Source organism: Rhizobium sp. NZLR11, from assembly GCF_019685115.1.
Classification (GTDB): Bacteria; Pseudomonadota; Alphaproteobacteria; order Rhizobiales; family Rhizobiaceae; genus Rhizobium.
The window spans coordinates 104,011-128,173 of sequence record NZ_JABDWD010000020.1; the positions used below are offsets into that span (position 1 = coordinate 104,011).

Annotated in this window: 21 protein-coding genes and 1 pseudogene; 12 read left to right on the forward strand and 10 right to left on the reverse strand. The window is 63.0% G+C overall.

Annotation, left to right across the window (positions count from 1 at the left end):
* Positions 1-65: 65 nt before the first annotated feature.
* The 9 genes from HJB83_RS27320 to HJB83_RS27360 all read left to right on the forward strand — a co-directional run bounded on the left by HJB83_RS27320 (position 66) and on the right by HJB83_RS27360 (position 9,296).
* The gene (locus HJB83_RS27320; RefSeq protein ID WP_221132978.1) at positions 66-578 is read left to right on the forward strand and encodes a prepilin peptidase; all 513 of its coding nucleotides are present in this window, start codon (positions 66-68) and stop codon (positions 576-578) included.
* 110 nt (positions 579-688) lie between these two features.
* On the forward strand, positions 689-1,504 hold the full coding sequence (gene cpaB / locus HJB83_RS27325; protein WP_209879989.1) for a Flp pilus assembly protein CpaB: 816 nt from the start codon (positions 689-691) through the stop codon (positions 1,502-1,504).
* Positions 1,505-1,516: 12 nt separating this feature from the next.
* A complete protein-coding gene (locus HJB83_RS27330) occupies positions 1,517-3,016 on the forward strand; it encodes a type II and III secretion system protein family protein (protein WP_221116500.1) in 1,500 nt (499 codons plus the stop codon).
* Entirely contained in the window at positions 3,013-3,771 is a 759-nt protein-coding gene (locus tag HJB83_RS27335) for a CpaD family pilus assembly protein (RefSeq protein ID WP_221132980.1), read from the forward strand. Before HJB83_RS27330 ends, HJB83_RS27335 begins: the two co-directional genes overlap by 4 nt.
* Positions 3,772-3,785: 14 nt before the next feature.
* Positions 3,786-5,063: a CpaE family protein gene (locus HJB83_RS27340; protein WP_207582489.1), complete on the forward strand. Its 1,278-nt coding sequence runs from the start codon at positions 3,786-3,788 to the stop codon at positions 5,061-5,063.
* A 31-nt stretch (positions 5,064-5,094) separates the two neighbouring features.
* On the forward strand, positions 5,095-6,570 hold the full coding sequence (locus HJB83_RS27345) for a CpaF family protein (protein WP_207582490.1): 1,476 nt from the start codon (positions 5,095-5,097) through the stop codon (positions 6,568-6,570).
* Positions 6,571-6,575: 5 nt separating this feature from the next.
* Positions 6,576-7,583 carry a type II secretion system F family protein gene (locus tag HJB83_RS27350; protein ID WP_207582491.1) on the forward strand — a complete coding sequence of 336 codons (1,008 nt, stop codon included), beginning with the start codon at positions 6,576-6,578 and terminating at the stop codon, positions 7,581-7,583.
* Positions 7,584-7,600: 17 nt separating this feature from the next.
* Positions 7,601-8,587 carry a type II secretion system F family protein gene (locus HJB83_RS27355; protein ID WP_207582492.1) on the forward strand — a complete coding sequence of 329 codons (987 nt, stop codon included), beginning with the start codon at positions 7,601-7,603 and terminating at the stop codon, positions 8,585-8,587.
* Between the two features lie 76 nt (positions 8,588-8,663).
* Positions 8,664-9,296: a LysE family translocator gene (locus HJB83_RS27360; RefSeq protein WP_221132981.1), complete on the forward strand. Its 633-nt coding sequence runs from the start codon at positions 8,664-8,666 to the stop codon at positions 9,294-9,296.
* 7 nt (positions 9,297-9,303) lie between these two features.
* Here HJB83_RS27360 and HJB83_RS27365 read toward each other — a convergent pair whose 3' ends face one another.
* A complete protein-coding gene (locus HJB83_RS27365) occupies positions 9,304-10,140 on the reverse strand; it encodes a tetratricopeptide repeat protein (RefSeq protein WP_207582494.1) in 837 nt (278 codons plus the stop codon).
* A gap of 142 nt (positions 10,141-10,282) precedes the next feature.
* Here HJB83_RS27365 and HJB83_RS27370 point away from each other — a divergent pair, with 142 nt between their 5' ends.
* The 3 genes from HJB83_RS27370 to HJB83_RS27380 all read left to right on the forward strand — a co-directional run bounded on the left by HJB83_RS27370 (position 10,283) and on the right by HJB83_RS27380 (position 13,093).
* Complete coding sequence (locus tag HJB83_RS27370; protein ID WP_221116502.1) at positions 10,283-11,674, forward strand: M17 family metallopeptidase; 1,392 nt, start codon at positions 10,283-10,285, stop codon at positions 11,672-11,674.
* 175 nt (positions 11,675-11,849) lie between these two features.
* Complete coding sequence (locus tag HJB83_RS27375) at positions 11,850-12,200, forward strand: MarR family transcriptional regulator (protein WP_003589207.1); 351 nt, start codon at positions 11,850-11,852, stop codon at positions 12,198-12,200.
* A 35-nt stretch (positions 12,201-12,235) separates the two neighbouring features.
* Positions 12,236-13,093 (forward strand): NlpC/P60 family protein, encoded by an 858-nt coding sequence (locus tag HJB83_RS27380; protein ID WP_221132982.1) that lies wholly within the window; start codon positions 12,236-12,238, stop codon positions 13,091-13,093.
* Here the strand turns inward: HJB83_RS27380 and HJB83_RS27385 are convergent, their stop codons facing one another.
* The 9 genes and pseudogenes from HJB83_RS27385 to purU form a co-directional block, all read right to left on the reverse strand.
* A complete protein-coding gene (locus tag HJB83_RS27385) occupies positions 13,094-14,485 on the reverse strand; it encodes an amidase (protein WP_221132983.1) in 1,392 nt (463 codons plus the stop codon).
* Positions 14,486-14,521: 36 nt separating this feature from the next.
* On the reverse strand, positions 14,522-15,382 hold the full coding sequence (locus tag HJB83_RS27390; RefSeq protein WP_221132984.1) for an ABC transporter permease: 861 nt from the start codon (positions 15,380-15,382) through the stop codon (positions 14,522-14,524).
* Between the two features lie 3 nt (positions 15,383-15,385).
* Positions 15,386-16,333, reverse strand: coding sequence for an ABC transporter permease (locus HJB83_RS27395; RefSeq protein ID WP_221132985.1), 948 nt, complete (start codon positions 16,331-16,333; stop codon positions 15,386-15,388).
* Positions 16,334-16,515: 182 nt separating this feature from the next.
* Positions 16,516-18,045: an ABC transporter substrate-binding protein gene (locus HJB83_RS27400; RefSeq protein WP_221132986.1), complete on the reverse strand. Its 1,530-nt coding sequence runs from the start codon at positions 18,043-18,045 to the stop codon at positions 16,516-16,518.
* A gap of 152 nt (positions 18,046-18,197) precedes the next feature.
* Positions 18,198-19,118 carry a LysR family transcriptional regulator gene (locus tag HJB83_RS27405; RefSeq protein WP_221116508.1) on the reverse strand — a complete coding sequence of 307 codons (921 nt, stop codon included), beginning with the start codon at positions 19,116-19,118 and terminating at the stop codon, positions 18,198-18,200.
* Between the two features lie 43 nt (positions 19,119-19,161).
* Positions 19,162-20,157 carry a P1 family peptidase gene (locus HJB83_RS27410; protein ID WP_221132987.1) on the reverse strand — a complete coding sequence of 332 codons (996 nt, stop codon included), beginning with the start codon at positions 20,155-20,157 and terminating at the stop codon, positions 19,162-19,164.
* Between the two features lie 129 nt (positions 20,158-20,286).
* Entirely contained in the window at positions 20,287-20,481 is a 195-nt protein-coding gene (locus HJB83_RS27415) for a hypothetical protein (RefSeq protein WP_003544544.1), read from the reverse strand.
* 522 nt (positions 20,482-21,003) lie between these two features.
* Positions 21,004-23,925, reverse strand: coding sequence for an aminotransferase (locus HJB83_RS27420; RefSeq protein WP_221116510.1), 2,922 nt, complete (start codon positions 23,923-23,925; stop codon positions 21,004-21,006).
* A gap of 118 nt (positions 23,926-24,043) precedes the next feature.
* Positions 24,044-24,163 (reverse strand): annotated as a pseudogene (gene purU / locus HJB83_RS27425) (formyltetrahydrofolate deformylase); the annotation flags it as partial.

Here is a 24,163-nt window from a genome sequence, read left to right on the forward strand (position 1 = left end):
TCGAGCGGGCTCACAGGCTGAATGGCCGTGAGCCTTTTCGCATCTCGTTATGACGGGGTATACACATGATCGCCGCTGCAGTGTTTGTGATATTGCCGCTCTGCCTCGCCATGGCGGCCTTTTCCGATCTGTTCACCATGACGATTCCGAACCGCGTTTCTCTGATCCTGATTGCCTCTTTCTTCATCCTCGCGCCGCTGTCTGGCCTGGGCTGGGAGATGATCGGCATGCATCTTGCCGGCGCGGCAATCGTCTTTAGTGCCTGCTTCGCTCTTTTTGCCTTCAATGTGATGGGCGGCGGAGACGCCAAGCTGTTGAGCGCCACCGCGCTCTGGTTTGGTCTGAATCAATCGCTCGCCTTTCTGATAGTCGACGTCGCCATGATCGGCGGTCTGATAACCTTGCTGATCCTGCTGGTGAGAGCGCAATCGAACACCATCCTTGCCATCGGCCTGCCGGTGCCGAATTCGGTCCTGCTGGCCAAGAAGATCCCCTACGGCATCGCCATCGCGATCGGCGGCTTCATGGCCTTCCCTTCTTCGCCGCTCTTCCTAGCTGCGCTGGAAAGCCTGAAATAACGGCATTTTAAATGCCCGTTAACTTAAAATGTAAGCGTTCCATTAACCATAATTATACCAATTGCTGAGCATTCTGCAGGGCGAACATATCGTGCCCTGAGGAATGATCGATGAAACCGGCCCGCCTTATAATCCTTGCTGTCGCCGTGGTGGCAGCCGGCCTCGCCGGCCTCCTGGCGATGCGCATGGCAGGCAGTGGCGGTGTCGTTACCCAGGTCCAGTCGGTCATCGAGAAGGAACCGACCGTCAACGTCCTGGTCTCGAGCGCCAATCTGGCGGTCGGCGAAAGGCTGGGCGACCAGTCCGTTCATTGGATGGCCTGGCCACAGGGCGCCGTTGTCCCGGGCCTGATCACCGAAGCCGACAAGCCGGATGCGATCAAGGATCTGCAGGGTGCCGTCGTGCGCCTGCCGATCTTCGAAGGCGAACCGATCCGGCCGGAAAAGGTCGCCGATTCCAGCAGCCGCATCCTTTCCTCGCTGTTGCCGGCCGGCAAACGCGCCGTCGCGACCGAGATATCGGTGGCAACAGGTGCCGGCGGCTTCATCCTGCCGAACGACCGCGTCGACGTCATCATGGTCCGCAAGGGCACCGAAGCCAACAAGCTCATCACCGAGACCGTGCTGAGCAATGTCCGCGTTCTGGCCATCGACCAGCAGATCCAGGAAAAAGACGACGGCTCGAAGGCCGTGGTCGGCACGACGGCGACGCTCGAACTCACCCCCGATCAAACGAAGGTGCTCGCTGTCGCCCAGCAGATGGCGGACCGGCTGTCGCTCGCGCTACGCTCGGTCGCTGATGCGCAGGAGCAGGACACCAGCGCAGCCGACTATCTGCTGAGCGGCGATAACGGCAGTGCGAGCATCCAGGTCATCAAATCCGGCGCCATCGTCACCGATGCCAGCGCAGCGCCGAAGGCGGAGTAAAGGGACGTGCACATGGGCAATTCTACGCGGCGCGCCGGACTTCTCCTGACAGGCTGCCTGTCGCTGGCAGTCGCCGTCTCCGGTATAGTGTCGGCCTCTTTCGCGCTGCTTCTTGTACCAGGCGAGGCGCGCGCCGATTCCGAAAACCTGGTCCGCATCTCGCAAACCGGCCGCGATGCCCACCGCCGGCTGAAGCTCGGGCTGAACAAGGCTGTCGTCGTCGATCTGCCCGAGGATGCGCATGATATCCTCGTATCCGATCCGACCATGGCCGATGCCGTGACCCGCACCTCGCGGCGCATCTACCTGTTCGGCAAAAAGGTCGGCCAGACGAATATCTTCGTCTTCGGCGCCGGTGGACAGGAAATCGTCAATCTCGACATCGAGATCGAGCGCGACGTTTCCGGCCTCGAAGTCAATCTCCGCCGATTCATTCCAGACTCCAACATCAACGTCGAAATCGTCTCCGACAACATCGTGCTGACCGGCACCGTGCGCACCCCGCAGGATGCCACACAGGCGGCCGATCTGGCGCAGGTCTTCCTGAAGGGCGGCGAAGCGACGACCAGAAGCGAGACGGCATCGGGCACCGGCGGCGACAGTTCGGTGGCGCTCTTTGCCGAAGCCCGTCAGAGCTCGCAGGTTGTCAACCTGCTGCAGATCGAGGGCGAGGACCAGGTCACCCTCAAGGTGACGATCGCCGAGGTCCGCCGCGAGGTGCTGAAGCAGCTCGGCTTCGACAATCTGGTTTCCAATTCCTCCGGCATGACAGTCGCACAGCTCGGCAGCCCCAGCGCCGACAGCGCCACATCCGTCGTTGGCGGCGGCCTGGCGGCGCTGTTCAAGAGCACGATCGGAAAATACGACATTTCGACCTACCTCAACGCGCTGGAGCAGGCCAAGGTCGTCAAGACGCTTGCCGAGCCGACGCTGACGGCAATATCGGGCCAGGCCGCGACCTTCAATTCCGGCGGCCAACAGCTCTATTCGACAACCGACAGCAACGGCAACGTCACCGTCGTGCCGTTCAACTACGGTATCAACCTCGCCTTCAAGCCGGTCGTGCTCTCATCGGGACGCATCAGCCTGCAGATCAAGACCAATGTCTCCGAACCGGTGGCCGGCAGCGGCGGCGCGACCTATCAGCGCCGCTCGGCGGAGACCTCGGTGGAGCTGCCCTCGGGCGGCTCGATCGCGCTGGCCGGCCTGATCCGCGACAACGTTTCCCAGACGATGGGCGGCACGCCTGGTGTCTCGAAGATCCCGCTGCTCGGCACCCTCTTCCGTCAGAAGGGTTTCGAGCGTCAGGAAACCGAGCTCGTCATCATCGCAACGCCCTATCTCGTGCGTCCGGTGGCGCGCAATCAGCTCAACCGGCCGGACGACAATTTCAGCCCTGAGAATGACGGTGCAACCTTCTTCCTCAACCGAGTCAACAAAGTCTATGGCCGCCGCGAGGCGCCCGTTGCCGACGCGCAGTTCCACGGCTCAATTGGGTTCATCTACAAATGAGCGGCGCATGGTCGGCAGCAATGGAAGAGAACAGGGATCAGGTGATGGCCCATATCAATTCGACGACACCCCGCCTCGGAATCTCGAAGGCGCTTTTTGCCACGGTTGCCATGTCGCTGGCCGTCCTTTCCGGATGCGCCGGCCCACATGACCAGCTGACGACCGGCGGTATTCCCGACGACTATCGCGCGCGTCACCCGATCATCGTGACCGAAGCGGAGCAGACGGTGGACATTCCCGTCGCCTCCACCGATCGCCGCCTGACCAACGCCCAGCGCGACCTCATTCGCGGTTTTGCCGCAAACTACATCGCGCGCGCCTCGGGTCCGGTTTACGTGCTGTCGCCGCAAGGCTCGCCCAACTCGGCGGCAGCCTATCAACTGCGCAATCAGGTCCGTGCCGAGCTGGCGAGGAGGGGGATCGCAAGCTCGAAAATCGTCAACACCTCCTACGCCGCCGTCGGCCCCGGCGATGCGGCGCCGATCCGGCTGAGCTTTACCGGCACCACGGCGATCACCACGCAATGCGGCCAGTGGCCGAAGGACATCTCTAGCGATTTGACCAACCAGAATTATTATAATTTCGGCTGCGCCTCGCAGAACAACCTCGCCGCCCAGATCGCCAATCCGGAGGATCTGGTGGCGCCCCGCGGCATGACCCCGATCGACGCGCAGCGCCGCAACAACGCGATCCAGGAATATCGGACGACGACATCGACGATCGAAGAGGTCGCCGGCAGCGACAGCAGCTTCTGAGGCGGAACGGGACGATGAGCGCGATAGAGTACGAAATCAAGAATCAAAGCGAGCTTCGCCACGCCGAGGAGGCGGTGCGCATGGCCGATCTGGAAAACATGCGGCCGCTGCCGCGCATCTCCGTGCATGCCTTCTGTGAGAGCGAGGCTCTGCAGCAGGTCATGGAACGCTGCGCCAATGATCGGCGCGTGGCCAAGGTCAGCATGCGCATCACCAGCGGCGGCATCGCCGCTGCCGCCAATATGTTCTCCGGCGCCCCGACGCCGAACCTCATCATCCTCGAGACCAAGGCGAATGCCGGAAACCTTCTCTCCGAACTCGCGCCGCTCGCCGCCGTCTGCGATCCGACGACCAAAGTCGTCATTATCGGCTACTACAACGATATCGGGCTTTATCGCGACCTCATCCGCAACGGCATCTCCGAATACATGGTCCAGCCCGTTGCCATGCCCGATATCCTGGCGTCGATGGCCTCGATCTTCGTCGATCCGGAAGCCGAGCCGCTCGGCCGCAGCATCGCCTTCATCGGCTCGAAGGGCGGTACTGGCGCCTCGACCATCGCGCATAATTGTGCCTTCGGCATTTCCAACCTCTTCTCATCCGAGACGATCCTCGCCGATCTCGACCTGCCCTATGGCACCGCGAACATCGACTTCGACCAGGATCCGGCCCAGGGCATCGCCGAAGCTGTCTTCGCGCCCGACCGTCTCGACGAGGTCTTCCTGGACCGCCTGCTGACGAAATGTTCCGAACATCTCTCCCTGCTTGCGGCACCCTCGCTGCTCGACCGTGCCTATGATTTCGATGGCCAGGCGTTCCAGCCGGTGCTCGATGTGCTGCAGCGCAGCGCGCCCGTTACCGTGCTCGACGTTCCGCATACATGGTCGGAATGGACACGCTCGGTGCTGTCGAGTGTCGACGAAGTGGTCATCACAGCGGTTCCCGATCTCGCCAACCTGCGCAATGCCAAGAACATGCTGGACGCGTTGCGCAAGATGCGGCCGAACGACAAGCCGCCGCATCTGATCCTCAACCAGGTCGGCATGCCGAAACGTCCGGAGATTTCACCATCGGATTTCTGTGAGCCGCTGGAGATCGATCCGATCGCCATCATTCCCTTCGACATCCATCTTTTCGGCAATGCCGCCAATAGCGGCCGGATGATCTCGGAAGTCGACCCGAAGTCGCCGACGGCGGAAACCTTTTCGCAGATATCGCACATCGTCACCGGCCGTGTCGCGATCAAGAAGGCGAAGAAGGGCGGACTGCTGGGCCTCCTGAAGCGCAAGTAGCAAGTAGAACAAGCAGATTGGATTAAGCGGCATGTTTGGAAAACGCGGAAACGAAGGTTCCGGAAAGGTTGGAGGGGCGATTGCTCCCCCGCCGCCGGCTCCGGCCGCTGCCCCTGCGGCCTCTTCCCCCTCGATTCTGGTCGAACCCGCTCGCGAGCCCGCACGCCAGCAGGTGACGCCGCCGCCGATGCAGACGCCGCAGCGCAAGCGCCCTGTTCGTACCGATGAATATTACGACACCAAGGCGCAGGTGTTTTCCGCGCTGATCGATACGATCGATCTTTCGCAGCTTTCCAAGCTCGACGGCGAAAGCGCGCGCGAGGAAATCCGCGACATCGTCAACGACATCATCACCATCAAGAACTATGCGATGTCGATCTCCGAGCAGGAAGAGCTGCTCGAGGATATCTGCAACGACGTTCTCGGCTACGGTCCGCTGGAGCCATTGCTGGCGCGCGACGATATCGCCGATATCATGGTCAACGGCGCCGGCCAGACGTTCATCGAAGTCGGCGGCAAGACGATCGAATCGGAGATCCGCTTCCGCGACAATGCGCAGCTTCTCTCGATCTGCCAGCGCATCGTCAGCCAGGTCGGCCGCCGTGTCGACGAATCGAGCCCGATCTGCGATGCCCGCCTGCCCGATGGCTCGCGTGTCAACGTTATCGCGCCGCCGCTGTCGATCGACGGGCCGGCGCTCACCATCCGCAAGTTCAAGAAGGACAAGCTGACGCTCGATCAGCTCGTCCGTTTCGGTGCGATCACGGCGGAAGGCGCGACCGTGTTGCAGATCATCGGGCGCGTGCGCTGCAACGTCGTCATTTCGGGCGGTACCGGCTCGGGCAAGACGACGCTGCTGAACTGCCTCACCAACTATATCGACAGGGATGAACGCGTCATCACCTGCGAGGATACCGCCGAACTGCAGCTGCAGCAGCCGCATGTCGTACGTCTCGAAACGCGCCCGCCGAATATCGAAGGCGAGGGCGAGATTACCATGCGCGATCTCGTCAAGAACTGCCTGCGTATGCGTCCCGAGCGCATCATCGTCGGCGAAGTGCGCGGACCTGAGGTTTTCGACTTGCTGCAGGCGATGAACACCGGTCACGACGGCTCGATGGGCACCATCCACGCCAATACGCCGCGCGAATGCCTGAGCCGTATCGAATCGATGATCGCCATGGGGGGCTTCACCCTGCCGGCAAAGACGGTGCGTGAGATCATCTCCAGCTCGGTGGACGTGATCATCCAGGCGGCGCGCCTTCGCGACGGTTCGCGCCGCATCACCCAGATCACCGAGGTGATCGGCATGGAAGGCGACGTCATCATCACCCAGGACCTGATGCGTTACGAGATCGAAGGCGAGGATGCGGGCGGCCGCCTGATCGGCCGGCACATGTCGACCGGCGTCGGCAAGCCGCATTTCTGGGATCGCGCCCGTTACTTCAACGAGGAAAAGCGTCTTGCCGCTGCCCTTGACGCGATGGAAGCGAAAACGAAGGATTAGGCGAGATGTTCGGGTTCGATCCGATAGTGCTGGCAATCGTCGTCCTCGCCGCCATCTCCGCGGCGGCGGTCGCCTATGCCCTGATGTTTTCCCGGATCGAGGCCGACAAGAAATCGGCAAGCCGCATCAACCGCGTCAAATCGGCTGAAAGCGACCGGGTCAAGGTCAAGGCCGCCCGCGACCGGGTGCAGGAAATGTCGAAGCGCCGGAAATCGGTGCAGGACAATCTGAAGGATCTGGAAAAGCGCCAGCACGAAAAGACCAAGAAGACCCTGACGATGAAATCCCGGCTGGTGCAGGCCGGCCTGACGATCACGGTCGGGAAATTCTATCTCATCAGCGCCATCTTCGCCTGCGTGCTGCTGCTCATGGCTTTCATCATCGGTGTATCGTTGATGGTGATAATCGGTATTGCCGTCGTCGCCGGTCTCGGCCTGCCGCGCTGGATCGTCGGTTTCCTGATCAAGCGCCGCCAGAACAAGTTCCTCAACGAGCTCCCCAATGCGCTTGACGTCATCACCCGCTCGATCAAATCGGGCCTGCCGCTCAACGATGCGATCCGTCTCATCGCCACCGAAGGTACCGAGCCGGTGAAGAGCGAGTTCCGGCGCGTGATCGAGGCGCAGCAGGTGGGCCTCAGCATCCCCGACGCCTGCGCCCGCATGACGACCCAAATGCCGCTCCAGGAAGTCAGCTTCTTCGCCATCGTCATCGCCATCCAGTCGCAGGCTGGCGGCAATCTGTCGGAAGCAATCGGCAACCTTTCCAAGGTGATACGCGAGCGCAGGAAAATGAAGGCCAAGGTCTCGGCGCTTTCGATGGAAGCCAAGGCGTCGGCCGTCATCATCGGTGCTCTGCCCTTCATCGTCGCGACCCTCGTCTATCTCACGTCGCCGAACTACATGATGATCCTTTTCACCGATCCGCGCGGCCATTTCATCATGGGTGTCTCGGCGATCTGGATGTCGATCGGCATCTTCGTCATGCGCAACATGGTCAATTTTGACATCTAGACGGAAGGACGCACCCCATGTCGCAGGACCTTGCCGCAACCCTGACCAATCCGAGCATGCTGATCGCGCTCTTCGTCGCGGTCGCCGTCTTCGCCACGTTTTACACGATCGCCATCCCCTTCTTCGAGCGCGGCGATCTCAACAAGCGTATGAAGGCCGTCTCGACCGAGCGCGAGCAGATCCGCGCTCGCGAACGCGCCCGCATGAACGCCGAAACCGGCGCCGGCAAAGCCTCGCTCCGGAGCCAGAACAATCGTTCGGTCCGCCAGATCGTCGAACGCTTCAACCTGCGCAAGGCGCTCGTCGACGAGAATACCGTCAACAAGCTGCGTGCTGCCGGATTTCGCTCCGAGAATGCGCTGAATACCTTCCTCGTGGCGCGTTTCCTGCTGCCCTTCCTCTTCCTGGCGCTTGCCGTCTTCTGGGTCTTCGGTCTCGGCCATCTCGCCGAAAGGGGCCTGCCCATCCGCATGTTCGCTGTCATCGCCATCGGCTATGTCGGTTTCTACGCGCCGAACATCTATGTCTCGAACCGCATGGGCAAGCGCCAGCACTCGATCAAACGTGCCTGGCCGGATGCGCTGGACCTGATGCTGATCTGCGTCGAATCCGGCATCTCGATCGAGGCCGCGATGCGTCGCGTGTCGGAAGAACTCGGCGAGCAGTCGCCGGCGCTCGCCGAGGAGATGGTGCTGACCACGGCTGAACTCTCCTTCTTGCCGGATCGCCGCATGGCGCTCGAAAATCTTGCCACGCGCACCCAGATCGAGCTGGTACGCTCGGTCACTCAAGCGCTGATCCAGGCCGATCGCTACGGCACGCCGGTCGCGCAGGCGCTGCGTGTCCTCGCCCAGGAAGGCCGCGACGAGCGCATGAACGAAGCCGAAAAGAAGGCGGCCGCCCTGCCGCCGAAACTGACGGTGCCGATGATCCTGTTCTTCCTGCCGGTGCTGATCGCTGTTATTCTTGGCCCGGCCGGCATTCAGGTCTCAGACAAGTTCTGATGATTGCCGCCGCTTAAATCGATTCCGATTTGAGGAATTATGCGGTAAACCTCCGATCTCAAACGAGGGTTTTCGGATGTCTTCCGCAGGCGTTTTCATCAGCATCATGGCAGCCTTGATGGTCGGCGCGATGAGCCCCGGCCCGAGCTTCGTCGTCGTCTCCAGGATTGCCATTTCGCGGTCACGGCTGGATGGTCTTGCGGCCGCACTCGGCATGGGCGCCGGCGGCGTCGTTTTTGCCGTGCTGGCACTCGCCGGGCTGACGGCGCTGCTGTCTCAGTTCGAATGGCTCTATGTCTTGCTGAAGGTCGCAGGCGGCGCCTATCTCATTTATATCGCCGTCAATATCTGGAGAGGTGCTGGCCAGCCGCTGGAGGTTTCCGACGCCGGCGATAGCCAACGCGCGCCGATGCTGAGCTTCACGACCGCGCTGCTGACCCAACTCAGCAACCCGAAGACCATCATCGTCTATGCCAGCCTCTTTGCCGCGCTTCTACCGAGGACGGTGCCGCTCGATCTAATGGTTGCGCTGCCGCTTGGCGTCTTTGCGGTGGAAGCGGGGTGGTATTCGATCGTGGCCTTCGCCTTTTCGGCCCGCCATCCGCGGCGGCTCTATCTCGCTGCGAAGAGCTGGATAGACCGGGCCGCCGGTGCCGTGATGGGCGGCCTCGGACTTCGTCTCATTCTTTCGGGCCTGAGTGTCCGCTAGACCACTGTTAGTTGGTATTGCTGGCCTCCGCGGCACCCGGCGTCTTGTCCTTGGCGGCGAGTTTCTGCCAGGAATTCTGCTGCGAGAGCATGCCTCTGAGATAGGCGACATTGGCATCGGCCTGCTGCGGCGAAAGTTCGCGCCGGGCGATCTGCTCGGCCTCGGGGAAATGTCCCTGCAGGCCGACGACGAGGGCAAGGTTCTGCCTGACGCGACTGTCGGCGGTCGGCTGGCTGGCGGCGGAGCGCAGATAGGTTTCGGCCGTGCGCAGATCGCCTGTCAGCACGTAGGACATGCCGAGGTTGGACAGGATGGAGGGCTCGTTCGGCTGAATGTCGAGCGCGTCGCGGTAGCGCTGCCTGGCGTCGCTTGCCCGGCCCATCTGGTCGAGGATCGCGCCTTCGGCCGAGATCAGCTTCCAGTCCGGACGGTCGGGTGTCTGGGCGCGGCCGATCGTATCGAGCGCCTGCTGGAACTGGCCGGCCGCTGCCTGCGCCTTGCCGTAGGCGGCCAGCACGTTGCGGTCGGCGGGATTGCTGATCGCCACCTGCTGCATGACGGCGAGCGCTTGCGTGTCACGGCCGTTCATGCGCAGCAGGTTGGCATAGCTGACGCCGGTGACGGGATCGCGCGGGTTCTTTTCATAGGCCTGACCGAGCCGGTCGGTTGCCGAGCGCAGCTCGGTCGCGTCCATCTCTTCAACCGGCTTGGTGAGCTTCGGCACCGAGCCTGTCGTCATCCGGTCCTTGGTCGTCGAGCAGCCGGCAACCGCCAGGACGATGAGCGATGCCGCAGCGCCCTGCAGGATACGATTCGTGAATGTGGATGTAAGCGAGGCGGGCATGACGCGTTCCTGAATTCCGAAATCGGCGCCTGACCTCGAAGCGGAACAGGGAAAGGTTTGACGCAATCTTCGCTCCAGCAATAGTCTGTTAACCCTAACAGACCGTTAAGGAGTGATTCCTTACGACCGCCGAAGGATAATCATGGCCCCCTATCAGTTCATCGAGAGAGCGACCCCTTTCAACACCAAGGGCGGTTCGACGCTGCCGATCTTTGCCGTCACCCCCGCCCATATCGAGACCGGCACGATCGATCCGATCGCGCTCGATTGGGCGCGCAGGGCGGGCTACAAGGCCGAAAGCGGGTCGGTGCTGCTGATCCCGACGGCCGAAGGCCATCTCGGCGGCGCGCTTTTTGGCCTCGGCACCAATCCATCCGAGCAGCCTTATATTACTGGCAGGCTCGCCCGGGCGCTGCCGGCCGGCGACTGGCACATCGAGACTGCACCGCTGACGGCAAATCGCCTGGCTCTCGGCTTTGGTCTCGGCCGCTACCGTTTCGACCGCTACAAGTCCGAAAAAACGCCGGCGGCGACGCTGATGATCCCCCGCGATGCCGACAGTGCCGACATCAAGCGCCAGCTCGCCGGCGTCTTTCTCGCCCGCGACCTCATCAACACCCCGACCAATGATATGGGGCCGGAACAGCTCGAGGCGGCCTTCCGCGGCCTGGCCGCACATTACAAGGCAGAGATATCGGTTATCAAAGGCGACGACCTGCTCGAGCAAAACTTCCCGCTGGTCCATACCGTCGGCCGCGCCAGCGCCGATGCACCGCGCCTTCTCGAATTGCGCTGGGGCAAAAAGGGCCATCGCAAGGTGACACTCGTCGGCAAGGGCGTCTGCTTCGATACTGGCGGTCTCGATATCAAGCCTGCCGCCTCCATGCTGCTGATGAAGAAGGATATGGGCGGCGCGGCGAATGTCATGGGGCTTGCCCTGATGATCATGGACGCCAAGCTGAAGGTCGACCTGCGTGTCATCGTCCCGGTCGTCGAAAACGCCATCTCGTCCAATGCCTTCCGCCCCGGCGACATCTACAAGAGCCGCAAGGGTCTGACCGTCCAGATCGACAATACCGATGCTGAAGGCCGTCTGATCCTAGCCGATGCGCTCGCCTATGCCGACGAGGACGAGCCCGAGCTCTTGATCGACATGGCGACGCTGACCGGTGCTGCCCGTGTCGCCCTCGGTCCTGACCTCCCGCCCTTCTTCACCGATGACGCCAATCTGGCGCATGATCTGACCGAAGCGAGCCTGGAAACAGACGATCCGATCTGGCGCCTGCCGCTCTATTCCGGTTACGAAAAGGATATCCGCACCAAGTTCGCCGATCTGACCAATGCGCCGGCCGGCGGCATGGCGGGGGCGATCACCGCGGCCCTCTTCCTCAAGCGTTTCGTCGGGAAGGCGAAGAGCTGGGCGCATTTTGACATTTACGGCTGGGCGCAGTCCGAACGGCCGCATTCGCCGGGCGGTGGTGAAGCACAGGCAATCCGCGCGCTCTTCCATCATATCCGCGAGAGCCTGCGCTGACGCCATGGCAAGCTGGAGTCGAGGCGCATCGCGTGACCCTGTTCATGCGCTGCACCTCGCTGCCGATCGTTAAAATTTTATTCACCGTGCCGGGCGGCAATTCCTGCCGCCTCTTGCATGTCGATGCCAACTGCCGGAAAATGAAACGTTAGCGTAACGATCTTCCGGAGGGGCCGTGCCGATCGAATTGACCGCCTCGCAGGCGCTGGGGCTCTGGCATGGCGTGGCGCTCGATCAGGTCCGTCACGATGACCGCGATTTGACGTTGCGCCAGATGGCGATCCTGCTGCATATTTATCTGGTGCCGCCGCCGCATACGGTGCGTGGGCTTGCCGCCACCCTTGACGTCACCAAGCCGGTCATCACCCGCGCCTTGGATACGATGGGCGAAATGGGCCTGGTCGATCGTGTGCGCGACGATGCCGACCGGCGCAGCGTAATCATCAAGCGCACCGTCGGCGGCGCGCTGTACCTGGAAAAGCTTGGCGACCTCGTCCGTGATCAGGCCCGCCGGCTGCCGCTCTGAGAGGCCATCTGAAAGGCCACTTGAAAGGAATGCCAATGACGATGCTCGACCGCCGGCTGCATGCCTATCGGCCCGATCTCGCCGAAGCGGGGCTCGAAGGCAAGGTAGAGGCTTTGCGCTTCGTGGACGGCGCCCTGGCGCGTGTCGCCGTTCCGGTCGTCGGCCTGCGCCCCGAACCGGACCTTGCGCGTGGCATCGATACCGAACTGCTTCTTGGCGAGGACGTGACGGTGTTCGATCGCGCCGGCGGCTGGTGCTGGGTGAAAGCCGCTTCGGACGGTTACGTCGGTTATCTCTCTGCAGACGCGCTGTCGGAAGGCCGGCCGCCCCCCACCCACATCGTCACCGTCCAGCGCACCTTCCTTTATTCGGAGCCGGAATTGCGCAAGCCGCACCAGGCCATCCTGTCGATGGGAAGCCGCGTCCATGTCGCCGGCGAGGCGGAAGCGCGCGGCAATCACTATGTCGTGCTCGATGACGGAACCGCGATTTTTGCCAAGCACCTCCAGCCGATCGGCGCCCTCGCTGGCGCCGACTATGTCGAAATCACGGCCCGTTTTCTGGAAACGCCCTACCTGTGGGGCGGACGCTCCGGCCTCGGCATCGATTGCTCCGGCCTCGTCCAGCTGGCGATGCTGATGAGCGGCCGAGATGCGCCGCGCGATACCGACATGCAGGCGGCCGGCCTCGGCCAGCCGATCGACCGCGCCGAAATCCGCCGCGGCGACCTGGTCTTCTGGAAGGGCCATGTCGCCGTCTTCGAGGATCCGGAAACCATCCTCCACGCCAACGGCCACAGCATGACGGTGGCGCGCGAGAATTTCGAGGCCGCCGTAAAGCGTATCGGTTGGCTTTACGAGCAGCCAACCGGCTACCGCCGCCCGACCAGCTGATCAGTTGGTCGGCGACCGCGGCCAGGCGCTCACCCCGCCCGTCCAGTCCTCGAAGGTTTTCGACAGCCGCAGCACCCGCATGTCGTCAAAACGCGGCCCGACGATCTGCAGCCCGATCGGCATGCCCGACCGGGAGAATCCGCAATTGATCGAGGCGGCCGGCTGCTCCGACATGTTCCAGGGCACCGTAAAACCGATATGCTCGAAGGGCAGGGCCGGATCGTTGGTCGGCGATGCCCATTCGGCCGGGTAGGAGATGATCGGATTGGTCGGCGAAAGCACGGCGTCGACCTCGCTGAACAGCCGTCCGCAGTTCTTGCGCATCTCGATCGTCTGGTTGAAACCCTTGACCGCATCGACGCCTGCGATATCGGCACCGCCCTTCGCCCAATCCCTTATATAGGGCAGGATGCCGTTGCGTCGCTCTTCGTCGAGCTCCGCAATATCGCCCCAGAAGCGGGAGCGCCAGAAATCGTCGAGCCCATCGAGCATCGCGCGTGTCAGCACCGGTTGGGCGGCGATGATGGTCGCGCCGGCATCCTCGAAGTGCCGCGCCGCCGCTTCGACCGCGGCCTTGATCTCGTCGTCCACTGCAAGCCCGCAGCCGGCATCGAGCATCAGCCCGATCCTCATGCCAGACACGTCAAGGTCGAGATCCATCCAGTTGAAATCGTTCGGCGGCAGGCTGGTTCCGTCGCGCCAGTCCGGCTTCGACAGCGTCGCCATCGAGGAGGCCACGTCCTCGACCGTGCGCGCCATCGGCCCGGCGCAGCGCCCGACATAATAGGGGTCGACCGGGATGCGCCCATGGCTCGGCTTGAAGCCGAAAATGCCGGTCCAGCCGGCGGGAAGGCGCACCGAGCCACCAATATCCGTGCCGATATGCAGCGGCCCGTATCCGGCCGCCGCCGCCGCGGCCGCCCCGGCACTCGATCCGCCGGGATTTTGCGTCGTATTCCAGGGGTTGCGGCTGAGAGGATGAAAGCTCGAAAGGCCGGAGGAAAGCATGCCGTAATCGGGGCAGGTGGTCTTGGCGAAGATCACCGCGCCGTCTTCCCGAAGCCGCGCGGCGGCGGGCGCATCGGCATCAGCCGGTTTGAGTTCCACTGCTTTCGTGCCGAGCGGCACCGGCTGGCCTTTCGTGGCGATCAGTTCCTTCAACGTCACCGGGATGCCGTCGAGGATTCCCAGCGTTTCGCCCTTCGCCCAGCGCTCCGTCGAGGCCTTCGCCAGCGCGCGCGCTGCTTCCGGGTCGTAGAGGTAGAGTGCTGAAATCGAAGGCTCCCAGGCCGCGATATGATCTTCGAGCGCGAGCCAGTATTCGAGGGGAGAGAGGCTTTTATCGGCGAAGTGCTGCCTGAGTTCGCGGATGGTGAGGTCGGTTTCGGTCATGGCATGGTCTTTCGGGCGTTTCGTCTCGGGAGAACATCAGCGGCTCGCCTCGCGCGGGTCGAGAAGATCGCGCAACCCGTCGCCGAGCATGTTGAAGCCGAAGACGGTAAGCGCGATGGCAAGGCCGGGCAGGATCGCCAGCCAGGGCGCCAGCGCCAGATAGGTTTGTGCATCGGCGAGCATCCGGCCCCAGGTCGGCGCCGGCGGCGCCATTCCGAGCCCGAGGAAGCTGAGGCCCGCCTCGGTGAGGATCGCCAGCCCGAGCTGGATTGCGCCGTGCACGATGATCTGGCTCGCTATATTCGGCAGCACATGACGGAGAGAAATCGTCAGGCGCGTATTGCCGATCGCGCGCGCCGCCGTCACATAATCCCGGCTCCATGCCTGTAGCGAGGTGGCAAGCGTCACGCGTGCAAAGACCGGAATCATGAAGACCGCGATCGCGGTAATCGCGGTGAAACGGCCAGGCCCGAGAAAGGCGCCAAGCACCACGGCGGACAGGATCGGCGGCAACGCGAAGATGACGTCGCAGATGCGCATCAGCAGCGCTTCGAAAGGGCCGCGGATGGCCGCCGCCGAAATGCCGGCGATCGAGCCGATCGTTCCGCCGATCGCAACCGCGGTGATGGCGATCGACAGCGAATTCCAGCAGCCCGCCATCAGCATGGAAAGCACGTCGCGGCCGAACTGATCCGTGCCGAGCACGCCGAAGGCAAGAGGCGGCTGCAGTTTGTGAATGATTTGCATCCTCGCTGGCGGCAGCGGTGTCCAGACGAGCGACAGCAGCGCAACGGCCATCAGCAGACCGATGATCGCCGCTCCCGAGATCAGGTTCATTCGCCGGCTAAGTATAAAGGCTCGGCCGCGGCTGGCGACGGCAGGAACAGCAGGAGCCATGCTTCATGCCGCCTTTCTCATCCTGGGATCGATCGCCAGATAGGAGAGGTCGACGATGAAATTCATCACGATGACGAGGGCTGCGAAGAACAGCACGACATCCTGCATCACGATGATGTCGCGCTGGGAGAGCGCCTGAAGCGCGAGCCGCCCGAGACCGGGCAGGTTAAAGACGTTTTCCACCAGCACCGCGCCGGCGATGAGAAAGGTAAACTGCAGCCCGATCATGGTCAGGATCGGGATCAGCGCATTCGGCACGATATGCCGCCACAGTACGGCGCTGCGTGAAAGCCCTTTGGCCACCGCGGTGCGGGCAAAATCCTCGTGCATCGTGTCGAGCACCGCTGAACGCGCCACCCGCGTCAACACGCCGGCCTGCGGCATAGCCAGTGCGACGGCCGGCATCACCAGAGCCTGGAGCGCCGGTAGAACGCCGGCGCTCCAGCCCGGGAAGCCGCCCGCCGGCATCAGCCCGAGCATCGTCGAAAACAGGATGATCAGCAGCAGCGCCACCCAGAAGGCGGGCACGGCGATGCTGATCTGCGAAAACAGCGTTGCGATGATGTCGAAGATGCCGCCGCGGCGCGAGGCGGCCAGCACGCCGAGCGGCACGGCGATCATCACCGAAAGCACGACCGCCATCAGCGCCAGCGGCAGCGTCACCGCCAGTCGCTCGACGATCAGCCCCGCCACCGGAACGCCGTAGGTGTAGGATTGACCGAGATTGCCTGACACGACACCGGCAAGCCATTGCCCGTAACGCAGGATGAGCGGCTGGTCGAGGCCGAGATCATGGCGCAGCGCCGCCAGCGTCTCCGGGCTTGCAGAGGTGCCGAGCATGATCGAGGCGGGATCGCCGGGAAGCAGGTCCATGACGGCGAAGATCAGCAGTGAGACGATCAGAAGCGTAACGAGGAGACCGGTGAGACGGCGGGCGAGGAGCGCGATCATGCTGGCCACGCTGCCGGGGTGGCACGGCGGCTCCCCGCGCCATCCGCCAGCGAAATTAAACAATGTCGGCCCGGGCTGACTGGACTTAGTGAGGCAGGGGCAGGGCTGGGCGCTATATCGGCCAAAAGCATGTCGGATCTCCCCAAAGCCGGCGCAACCACCCACCTAACAAACCTACCGCCTCACTCTTTCCAGGAAACCCCAGACAACACGTTGGAAGGGATCGGTTCGTTTTCCCACAGCCCCCTCAACTTCTTGTCCCAGACGCCGAGCTTCGGCATGACGAAGAGGTAGAGCGCCGGCACGTCCTCGGCGAGGATCTTCTGTGCTTCGCCATAGATCGCACTCTGCGCGGCGGGATCGGCCGTCTCCTGGACCTTGTGCATCAGCGCGTTGAAGGCTGGGTTCTTGTAATTAAAATAATAGGGATCGCGCCCGTAGATGTCGATGTCGAGCGGCTCGGCATGGGCGACGATCGTCATGTCGAAGTTGCGGTCCTTCATGATGTCCTGGACCCATTTCGCTGGAAACTCGGTCGGCTCGATAGTCATCGTCACGCCAATTTCGGCAAACATCGCCTGCATCACCTCAGCGCTGCGCGGCGCATAAGCCATCTGCGGCGATTTGATCGTGAAGCTGAAGCCGTTGGGATAGCCGGCTTCGGCAAGCAGCGCCTTTGCCTTCTCGACGTCATAGGGGAGCACGCCTGTCATGTCCTGATAGCCCGGATCGTTCGGCGTGTAGTGGCTGCCGATCGGCGTGCCGAGGCCGGACCACGCGCCGTCGATCACCGTCTTGCGGTCGATTGCCATCATCAGCGCCTGGCGCACGCGCTTGTCGTCGAACGGCTTCTTGGCATTGTTCATACCGGCGACGACCTTGAGCTCGGTATTGCCGATGCTGGTGACCAGCCTCGCATCGCCGTCGAAGGAAGTCATCAGTTCGGGTGCGGCAAATTCCGGAAAGGCATCGAGATCGCCGGATTTCAGCGCAGCCGCCTGCGCCTGCGGATCGGCAATGAAGCGGAAAGTCACCTTGTCGAGCTTGGCGGCCGCATCCTTGTCCCAGTAATCAGCATTCTTTTCCAGTTCGACCTTGTCGCCCTTCGCCCAGCTGGCGAATTTGAAGGGGCCGGTGCCCACCGGCGTCGTCTTGTCGTCGGCCGCCGTCTTGGGCGCGACCATCACCGATGCCGGCCAGCCGAGCCAGTAGATCAGGCTGCCGGTCGGCGCCGAGAGATGCAGCACCAGGGTTTCGGCATCGGGCGTATCGATCGAGGCGATCGAGGCGAAGAAGCGCTTTTGCGGATTGACCGAATCCGCGCCGCGGGCGCGGTCGAGCGAGAACTTGGCGCTGGCGGCATCGAAGGCCTCGCCGTTATGGAATTTGACGCCGGCCTGCAGCTTGAACGTATAGGTGAGGCCATCGGCGGAGACCTTCCAGTTCTTTGCCAGCTGCGGCTGGATCTTGCCGGCCTGGTCGATCGTCACCAGGCCCTCGAACACGTTCTGCCAGGTCACCTGGCCGATGGCCACCGGTGCTGCGATCGTCGGATCGAGGCCGGTCGGCTCGACGCTCATGCCGAGAGCGAGGGTGGTCTTTGCCGCTTCCGCCGGCGTCATCGCCGTGATCACGAGGCCGGCCGAAACGACGGCACCGAGGGAAAGCCGTCGGACGAAACGCGCTGACGGCGCAAAGGAAAGCTCGATCATCATGTTCCCTTGTCTGGCCACGCTCAGTTGGCGGAGGCCCCTTTTGCGAAAAGAGTGGCACTATCCAGGTGCACACACAATGACGATTTTGTGTGCTCAGTGTAGCCGAAAAAGCTACACCGCAAATCGGCCGTCAAGGCAAGCCGGAAGCGTCAGACTTTTGCCTCGGCTCGGCGGTTCGTTTGCTCGCGCATGAACCTCTCGATGAAGTCGAGCAGCTTCGTCGCGGCGAAAGACAGCTGCCGGTCGGGCGCGACGCAGAGATCGACATGGGTGCGGATGCCGGTCTTGCCGGAAAGCGGAATGGCCAGAAGCTGGCCCGCTTCGATCTCACGACGGACGGCAAGTGCTGGCAACAGCGTGGCTGCGGCCCCGCTGAGCACCAGTTCCTTCAACATTTCGAGCGAGCTGGTGACAAAGACCGGATCGAGGCTCAACCCCTCCTTCTCGAACAGCGTGTCGAAGGCCTGGCGGAAGCCGAAGGATTGATCCGGCAGTGCCAACGCGTAGTCGGCGAGCGTCCTCAGCGGGATTTCGGCGTGCGCGGCCGCCGGATGCTGCGGCGTGGCGATGAGATCATAGGCGATCTCGGAGCGCAGCCGCACTTTGGTGCCGGACAGGACCGGCGCAAAAAGCGTCACCGCGATATCCGCCTCGGCGCTGTTGACGGCATCGATCGCCTGCCGCGCGCTGGTGATCATCACGCTAAAACGCAGCTGCGGATATTTCAGGCTGAATTCGGCCAGCGCCGGCGCCAGCAGATTGGCGACGGTGGCGCCGTTGGCATAGATGCTGACACGGCCACGCTGCAGGCCCTTCAGGTCTTCGATCAGCTGCTGCACGTGATCGAGTTCGCGCAGCGTCCGGCCAGCGCGGGCAGCAAGCAGCTCGCCGGCGGCCGTCAGCTTGACGCCGCGGGCGCTGCGTTCGACGAGCGGCGCACCGAAATGATGTTCGAGGTTCTCGATCTGCCGGCTGATCGCCGTCGGCGCGACGTTGAGGTTCTCGGCCGCCTGGCGCATAGAATTGGTCCTGACCAGCTCGTCGAAATACATCAGCGCCCGGATCTGCATTCACGTCTCTCCGCCATTCTGCCCGGGTTGCGACCCTATTCAATCAATGACCGTCAGGATAGCGGTCGCGCCAAGCCATTTGCCCGCCCTCGGCCGGCAGCGCGGTGGCGGCGTAGACGCCACGTGCGATCGCCCGTGCCATGACGATAGTGGCAAGGTGGCAAAGTTCCATCAGGCTCGCCATGTCGTCTCTGCGATGCCTGGCGGTCGAGGCGGCAAAGACGGTGTCGCCGTCGAGCGGCAGGTGTGCCGGCAGCAGCGCCCGAGCAAGCCCGTCATGGCCGGCCAGCGACAGCCGGTGCGCCTCCGCCTTGGTCAGCTGCGCGTCGGTCACCACCGCGCCGATCGTCGTCGCCGGCCCGTTCATGCCCTTGAGCCGCATCCTGTGATCGGCCGCATCTGGCATGCCGAGCCCGCCGAATTCTGCGTCTTTTTCGAAGGGTGCCGCCCAGAAATGCGGCCCGTCGCCGATCGTCGCCGAGCCGAGCGCATTGACGGCGACAACAGCCGCGACGCGGTGGCCGGCGCTGCTGACGGCGCTGGCCGAGCCGAGCCCGCCCTTGAACGTGGCCGTCGTCGCACCCGTGCCGGCGCCTGTAGTGCCGAGCGCAAAGGCGCCCTTGGCGGCCGCCTTCAAGGCGGCGTAACCCATATCGCGATAGGGCGAGTGCAGCCCCCAATCCTTGTCGCCGCCGTTCAAGAGGTCCATCAGGATCGCCTGCGGCACGATCGGTATACGCACCGGCCCGACTGCAAAGCCGCGGCCGAGTTCGCGCAATCCCGCCTGCACGCCGCCGGCGGCATCCAGCCCGAAAGCCGATCCGCCGGAGAGCACGAAGGCATCCACGGCGTTGACGGTCATCGACGGATCGAGCAGGCCGGTGTCGCGTCCGCCCGGCGCGCCGCCGAGCACCGTGCCGGAGGCGACCGCCGGCGCGTCGAAGACGATAACCGTGACGCCGGAACCGAGCGCAAGGTCGGTCGCATGGCCGATGGAAACGCCATCGATGTCGGTGATGAGGTTGAGAAGATCGGGCAACGGCGGATCCTTATGCGGAAAGGCCGCCGATAGGACTGCAATTACCCTCAAAAAACAAGACCGGCCCCGAATGGCGGGACCGGTCGAACATCGGGAAAAGCCGTGAATGCGAGTGCCGGCCTCATGCCCTCAGGCATGAAGCGGCTTCGGATGACGGCGGGTCATCAGATCGTGGATGGCCAGCCGCACCTCGTCCGGCGAGCCGAAACGCTGCTCGTCGAGGTCGTGGACATGAAATTTCACGGCGATGAACTTCAGCCGGTCTTCATCGGGAATGACGATCCCGACAGGAACGCCTGCATATTCGATAACTTGCTTCTTCATAGATAGAACTCCTGCCACGCGACATGCGCAGCCATGGCGAATTGACTTGTCTGGTACCGTTGAAAGGAGGACGAACGTCACATTCGACAGTTCGGGCGGGAGAGGGCGCCCGGACGGTCATTGCCAAGCACAAATCGCCCAAGGAGATCGGCGAGAATATCGATATCTATCATGCTCGTTCCTTGCGTTGGCGTTGCACTTGAGAGGTCCCGGAAGAGCCCGGGGCCGGCGATGGCTGTCTTTGATAATCTACCAACTTGATAGAGATTACCCTACAGCCTGTCAGAAACATATTCCGAAACGTGTCAAAAAATCGACGATCCGAAAAATTTCATTCCATCCAAGTGGAAACTTACGGAAAGAAACATATCAGCTCTTCGTAAAATTCGCATGACAGAATCAGCGTTCTATCGATCGCCGCAGCAGACATAGGAAGCCCGGCTGAATCAGGCAATGGCCCGTTTCGTTAAAAATCGAAATGCCTCGAAATGACCGATTTGGTTAATCCGGAGAGAGCCTTTCTCACCAGCCTTCGTCGAGCACCTTCTCCAGCATGTCCGCGAAGAAATCCGCGCTTTCGATGCTGAGGCAGAGCGGCGGTTTGATCTTCAGCACGTTTTGGTGATCGCCGGTCGGCTGCATGATGACGCCGAGGGTCAGCAGCCGGTCGCAGATTGCCGCCGTCTCTTCGGTGGCCGGCTCCAGCGTCGTTCTGTCGCGGACGAATTCGAGGCCGAGATAGAGCCCCATGCCATGCACGGCGCCGGCAATCGGATGGCGGTCGATCAGTGCGGCAAGCCGCGCCTTCAGATGATCGCCGACCGTCCGGGCATTTTCCTGCAGCATCTCCTCGGCCATGATGTCGAGCACCGCCATGCCGGCGATGCAGCTGACCGGGCTGCCACCGGTAGAGGAAAAGAACGTGCCCTCCTTCTCCAGCGATTGCGCGATCTCCCGTGTGGTGATGACGGCGCCGAGCGGATGGCCGTTGCCCATGCCCTTGGCCACGGTGATGATGTCAGGCACGACCCCTTGCTGCTCGAAGCCCCAGAAATAATGTCCGAGCCTGGAATAACCGACCTGCACCTCATCGGCGATGCAAAGGCCACCGCGAGCGCGCACCTGCGCATAGACTTGGCTGAGATAACCGTCCGGCAGCGGAATGCCGCCGGCATTGCCGTAGACCGATTCGCAGATGAAGCCGGCAAGGCCCTTGCCGCCGGCGTCGATCGCCTCCAGCACGGGCGTTATGGCGCCGACATAGCTGGTCGCCGTATCGGGACCGCGGAATGCGCCGCGATAGGTATTCGGCGACACGACGGCATGCACCCAGTCCGGACGGGTGGTCAGTGCCTGCGGATTGTCGGCGATCGAGGTGGAGACGGCGTCACTTGCCGCCGACCAGCCGTGATAGGCTTCGAGCAGGCAGAGCATGTTGCGCGCGCCGCTATGAGCCTGCGCCAGCCGGATCGCCAGATCATTCGCCTCCGAGCCGCTGTTGACGAGGAAGACCGCGTCGAGCCCATCCGGTGAAAGCGCGGCGAGCCGTTCGGAAAATTCCGCGATCGCCGCATAGTGGAAGCGTGAATTGGTGTTGAGCCGCAGCCATTGGGCGTTGATCGCCGCCGCAAGCTTGGGATGGCCATGGCCGAGAATGGAGACGTTGTTGACCATGTCGAGATAGGTGCGGCCCTCGACATCGAATACATGCTCCTTCCAGCCGCGCTCGATCTGCGGCGGCACCGCGTAATAATTCTTCTGCGCCCCTGCCAGATGCGCCTGCCGCCTGGCAAGCAGCTCGGCGGTTTCCGGTCGCGGCGCATCCGCTTGCCGGTCGAGGAGCAGCGACGGAGAAGGGCAGAGCACCGACCAGGCCGCTGCCTCGCGCGGTGTGGCAAAGAGCGGCGGCTCGAACCCCGCGACGCTGCAAAGCTGGACGCGCAGCCCGCCGAGCGACGAAACCTCGCCGACGACCGTGCCGAGCGGGTCGCCGCCGGCAACCTCGGCTTCATTCTCGACCGAGAGGTCGAGCCCGTCGAGGTGCAGGGTCATGCTGTCGCTGGTCAGCGTCAGATGTTGGTCCTTCCAGCCGATGCGGCCGGCAAACGGCGCAGCAACGGCGCTGCCTGCGGCAAGGCATATATCGATATGCAGGGCGCAGGTCGCCTGTCCCCTGGCGGTTCCCGCCCGGGAAAGCCGATATTCGCCGTAGCGCGTCGCGGCCGTGCCGTTTTCGGTCGCAGCGCGGGCAAGCAGCCGCCAGTCCATGTCGGCATTCAGCCAGTTGCCGGCGGAAAAATGCGGGCTCCGTACACCAAGATCGACATAGGCGATCCCGGCGGGCTCGATGTCAGGCAGCAGCGGCAGCCATCCCGAAGTTTCCGGGGCGGCGACATCGGCGCCGGCGGCCTTGAGGATCGCCGCTTCCATAAGCTCGAAGGGCACGGACATCGCTGTATCGAAGATCGCCCGCTCGCGGTCCAGATTGCCGCGTGCATAATCATTCTCGGGATCGATCGAAATCTGCTGCTCGCCGCTGGCGACAAGAATGACCGCGCGCGCGACGATCAATGGCCAGAGCGCCTTCAGCTCCTCCTCGGTCAGCGGATAGATCGCCTGATAAGCGGTGATGGCGGGCAGGATATGAAAAGGGTCGCCCTCGGCATGATGCAGCAGCGAGGCGCAGGTGACGGCGAGGTCGCCGACCAGCCAGCCGCGGATGATGTCGCCGAAATCGATCACCCCGTCGGGGATTATATGGCCATGGGCATTGCGGTGACCGACGACATTGTCGCCGGTAACGTCGTGATGCACGGCCTGCAGCCGAAGCGACGGCGCCAAGGGCTGGATGCGGCGGACCGCCATCACCATGGTCTTGGCAATCCGGTCGCGCGCGGCGCTGTCGGTGATGACGGAAAGCAGTTGCACCGCGACCGGCCCGGCGCGCCTGAGATCCCATTGCAGGCTGCGGTCGAGGCCGGGGTGGTTGAAGTCGGCAAGCGCCAGCGCCAGCCGCGCGCAGAGCGCGCCGAGCGCCGCGACGGAAGCCGGCGCCAGATAGGTCAGTTCCGTCAGCCCCTGGCCTTCCAGATATTCGAGCAGCCGGACTTGGCAGCCTTGTCCGCGCACGGTCAGGACGAGGATCTCCCGTCCGTCATTCGTGGCGATCACATTGGGAACGCGTGGCGCATCTTGCCTGCTCTTGAGATGATGGATCGCCGCATTCTGCGCCTGGAGTTCGCGGGTCTCGTAAACGGCATGGCAGATCTTCAGGACGTAGCGACCGCGATGGCTATCGACGCGGAAGTTCCGATCCTGCTGGCTGCCGAGTTCGGCAACGGCGCCGGACAGACTGTAATGGGCAAGCAGGATCTCTTCCGCGTCGGCAACGGTCACGTCGGGACGCGGCAGCGCCATGCGATCAACAAGCGCCTCGTCGGTCATGACACCCCTCCCGCAGCATGATTCGATTACCTATTGAAGGCGATAATCAAATACTTGCTGCTGGCAGGCAACGGGAGATTGTCGTTTGCCAGCAAAAGAGAGTGGGTCTCGCCCGCGATCAACCCATGCGTTCGGAGGCGTAGCTGCCGGGGCTTGCCGGGAAGACCACGGTGCGGTTGCCGTTGATGAAGGTGCGGTGATGGATATGGGCGTGGATGGCGCGGGCCAGCACCTGGCT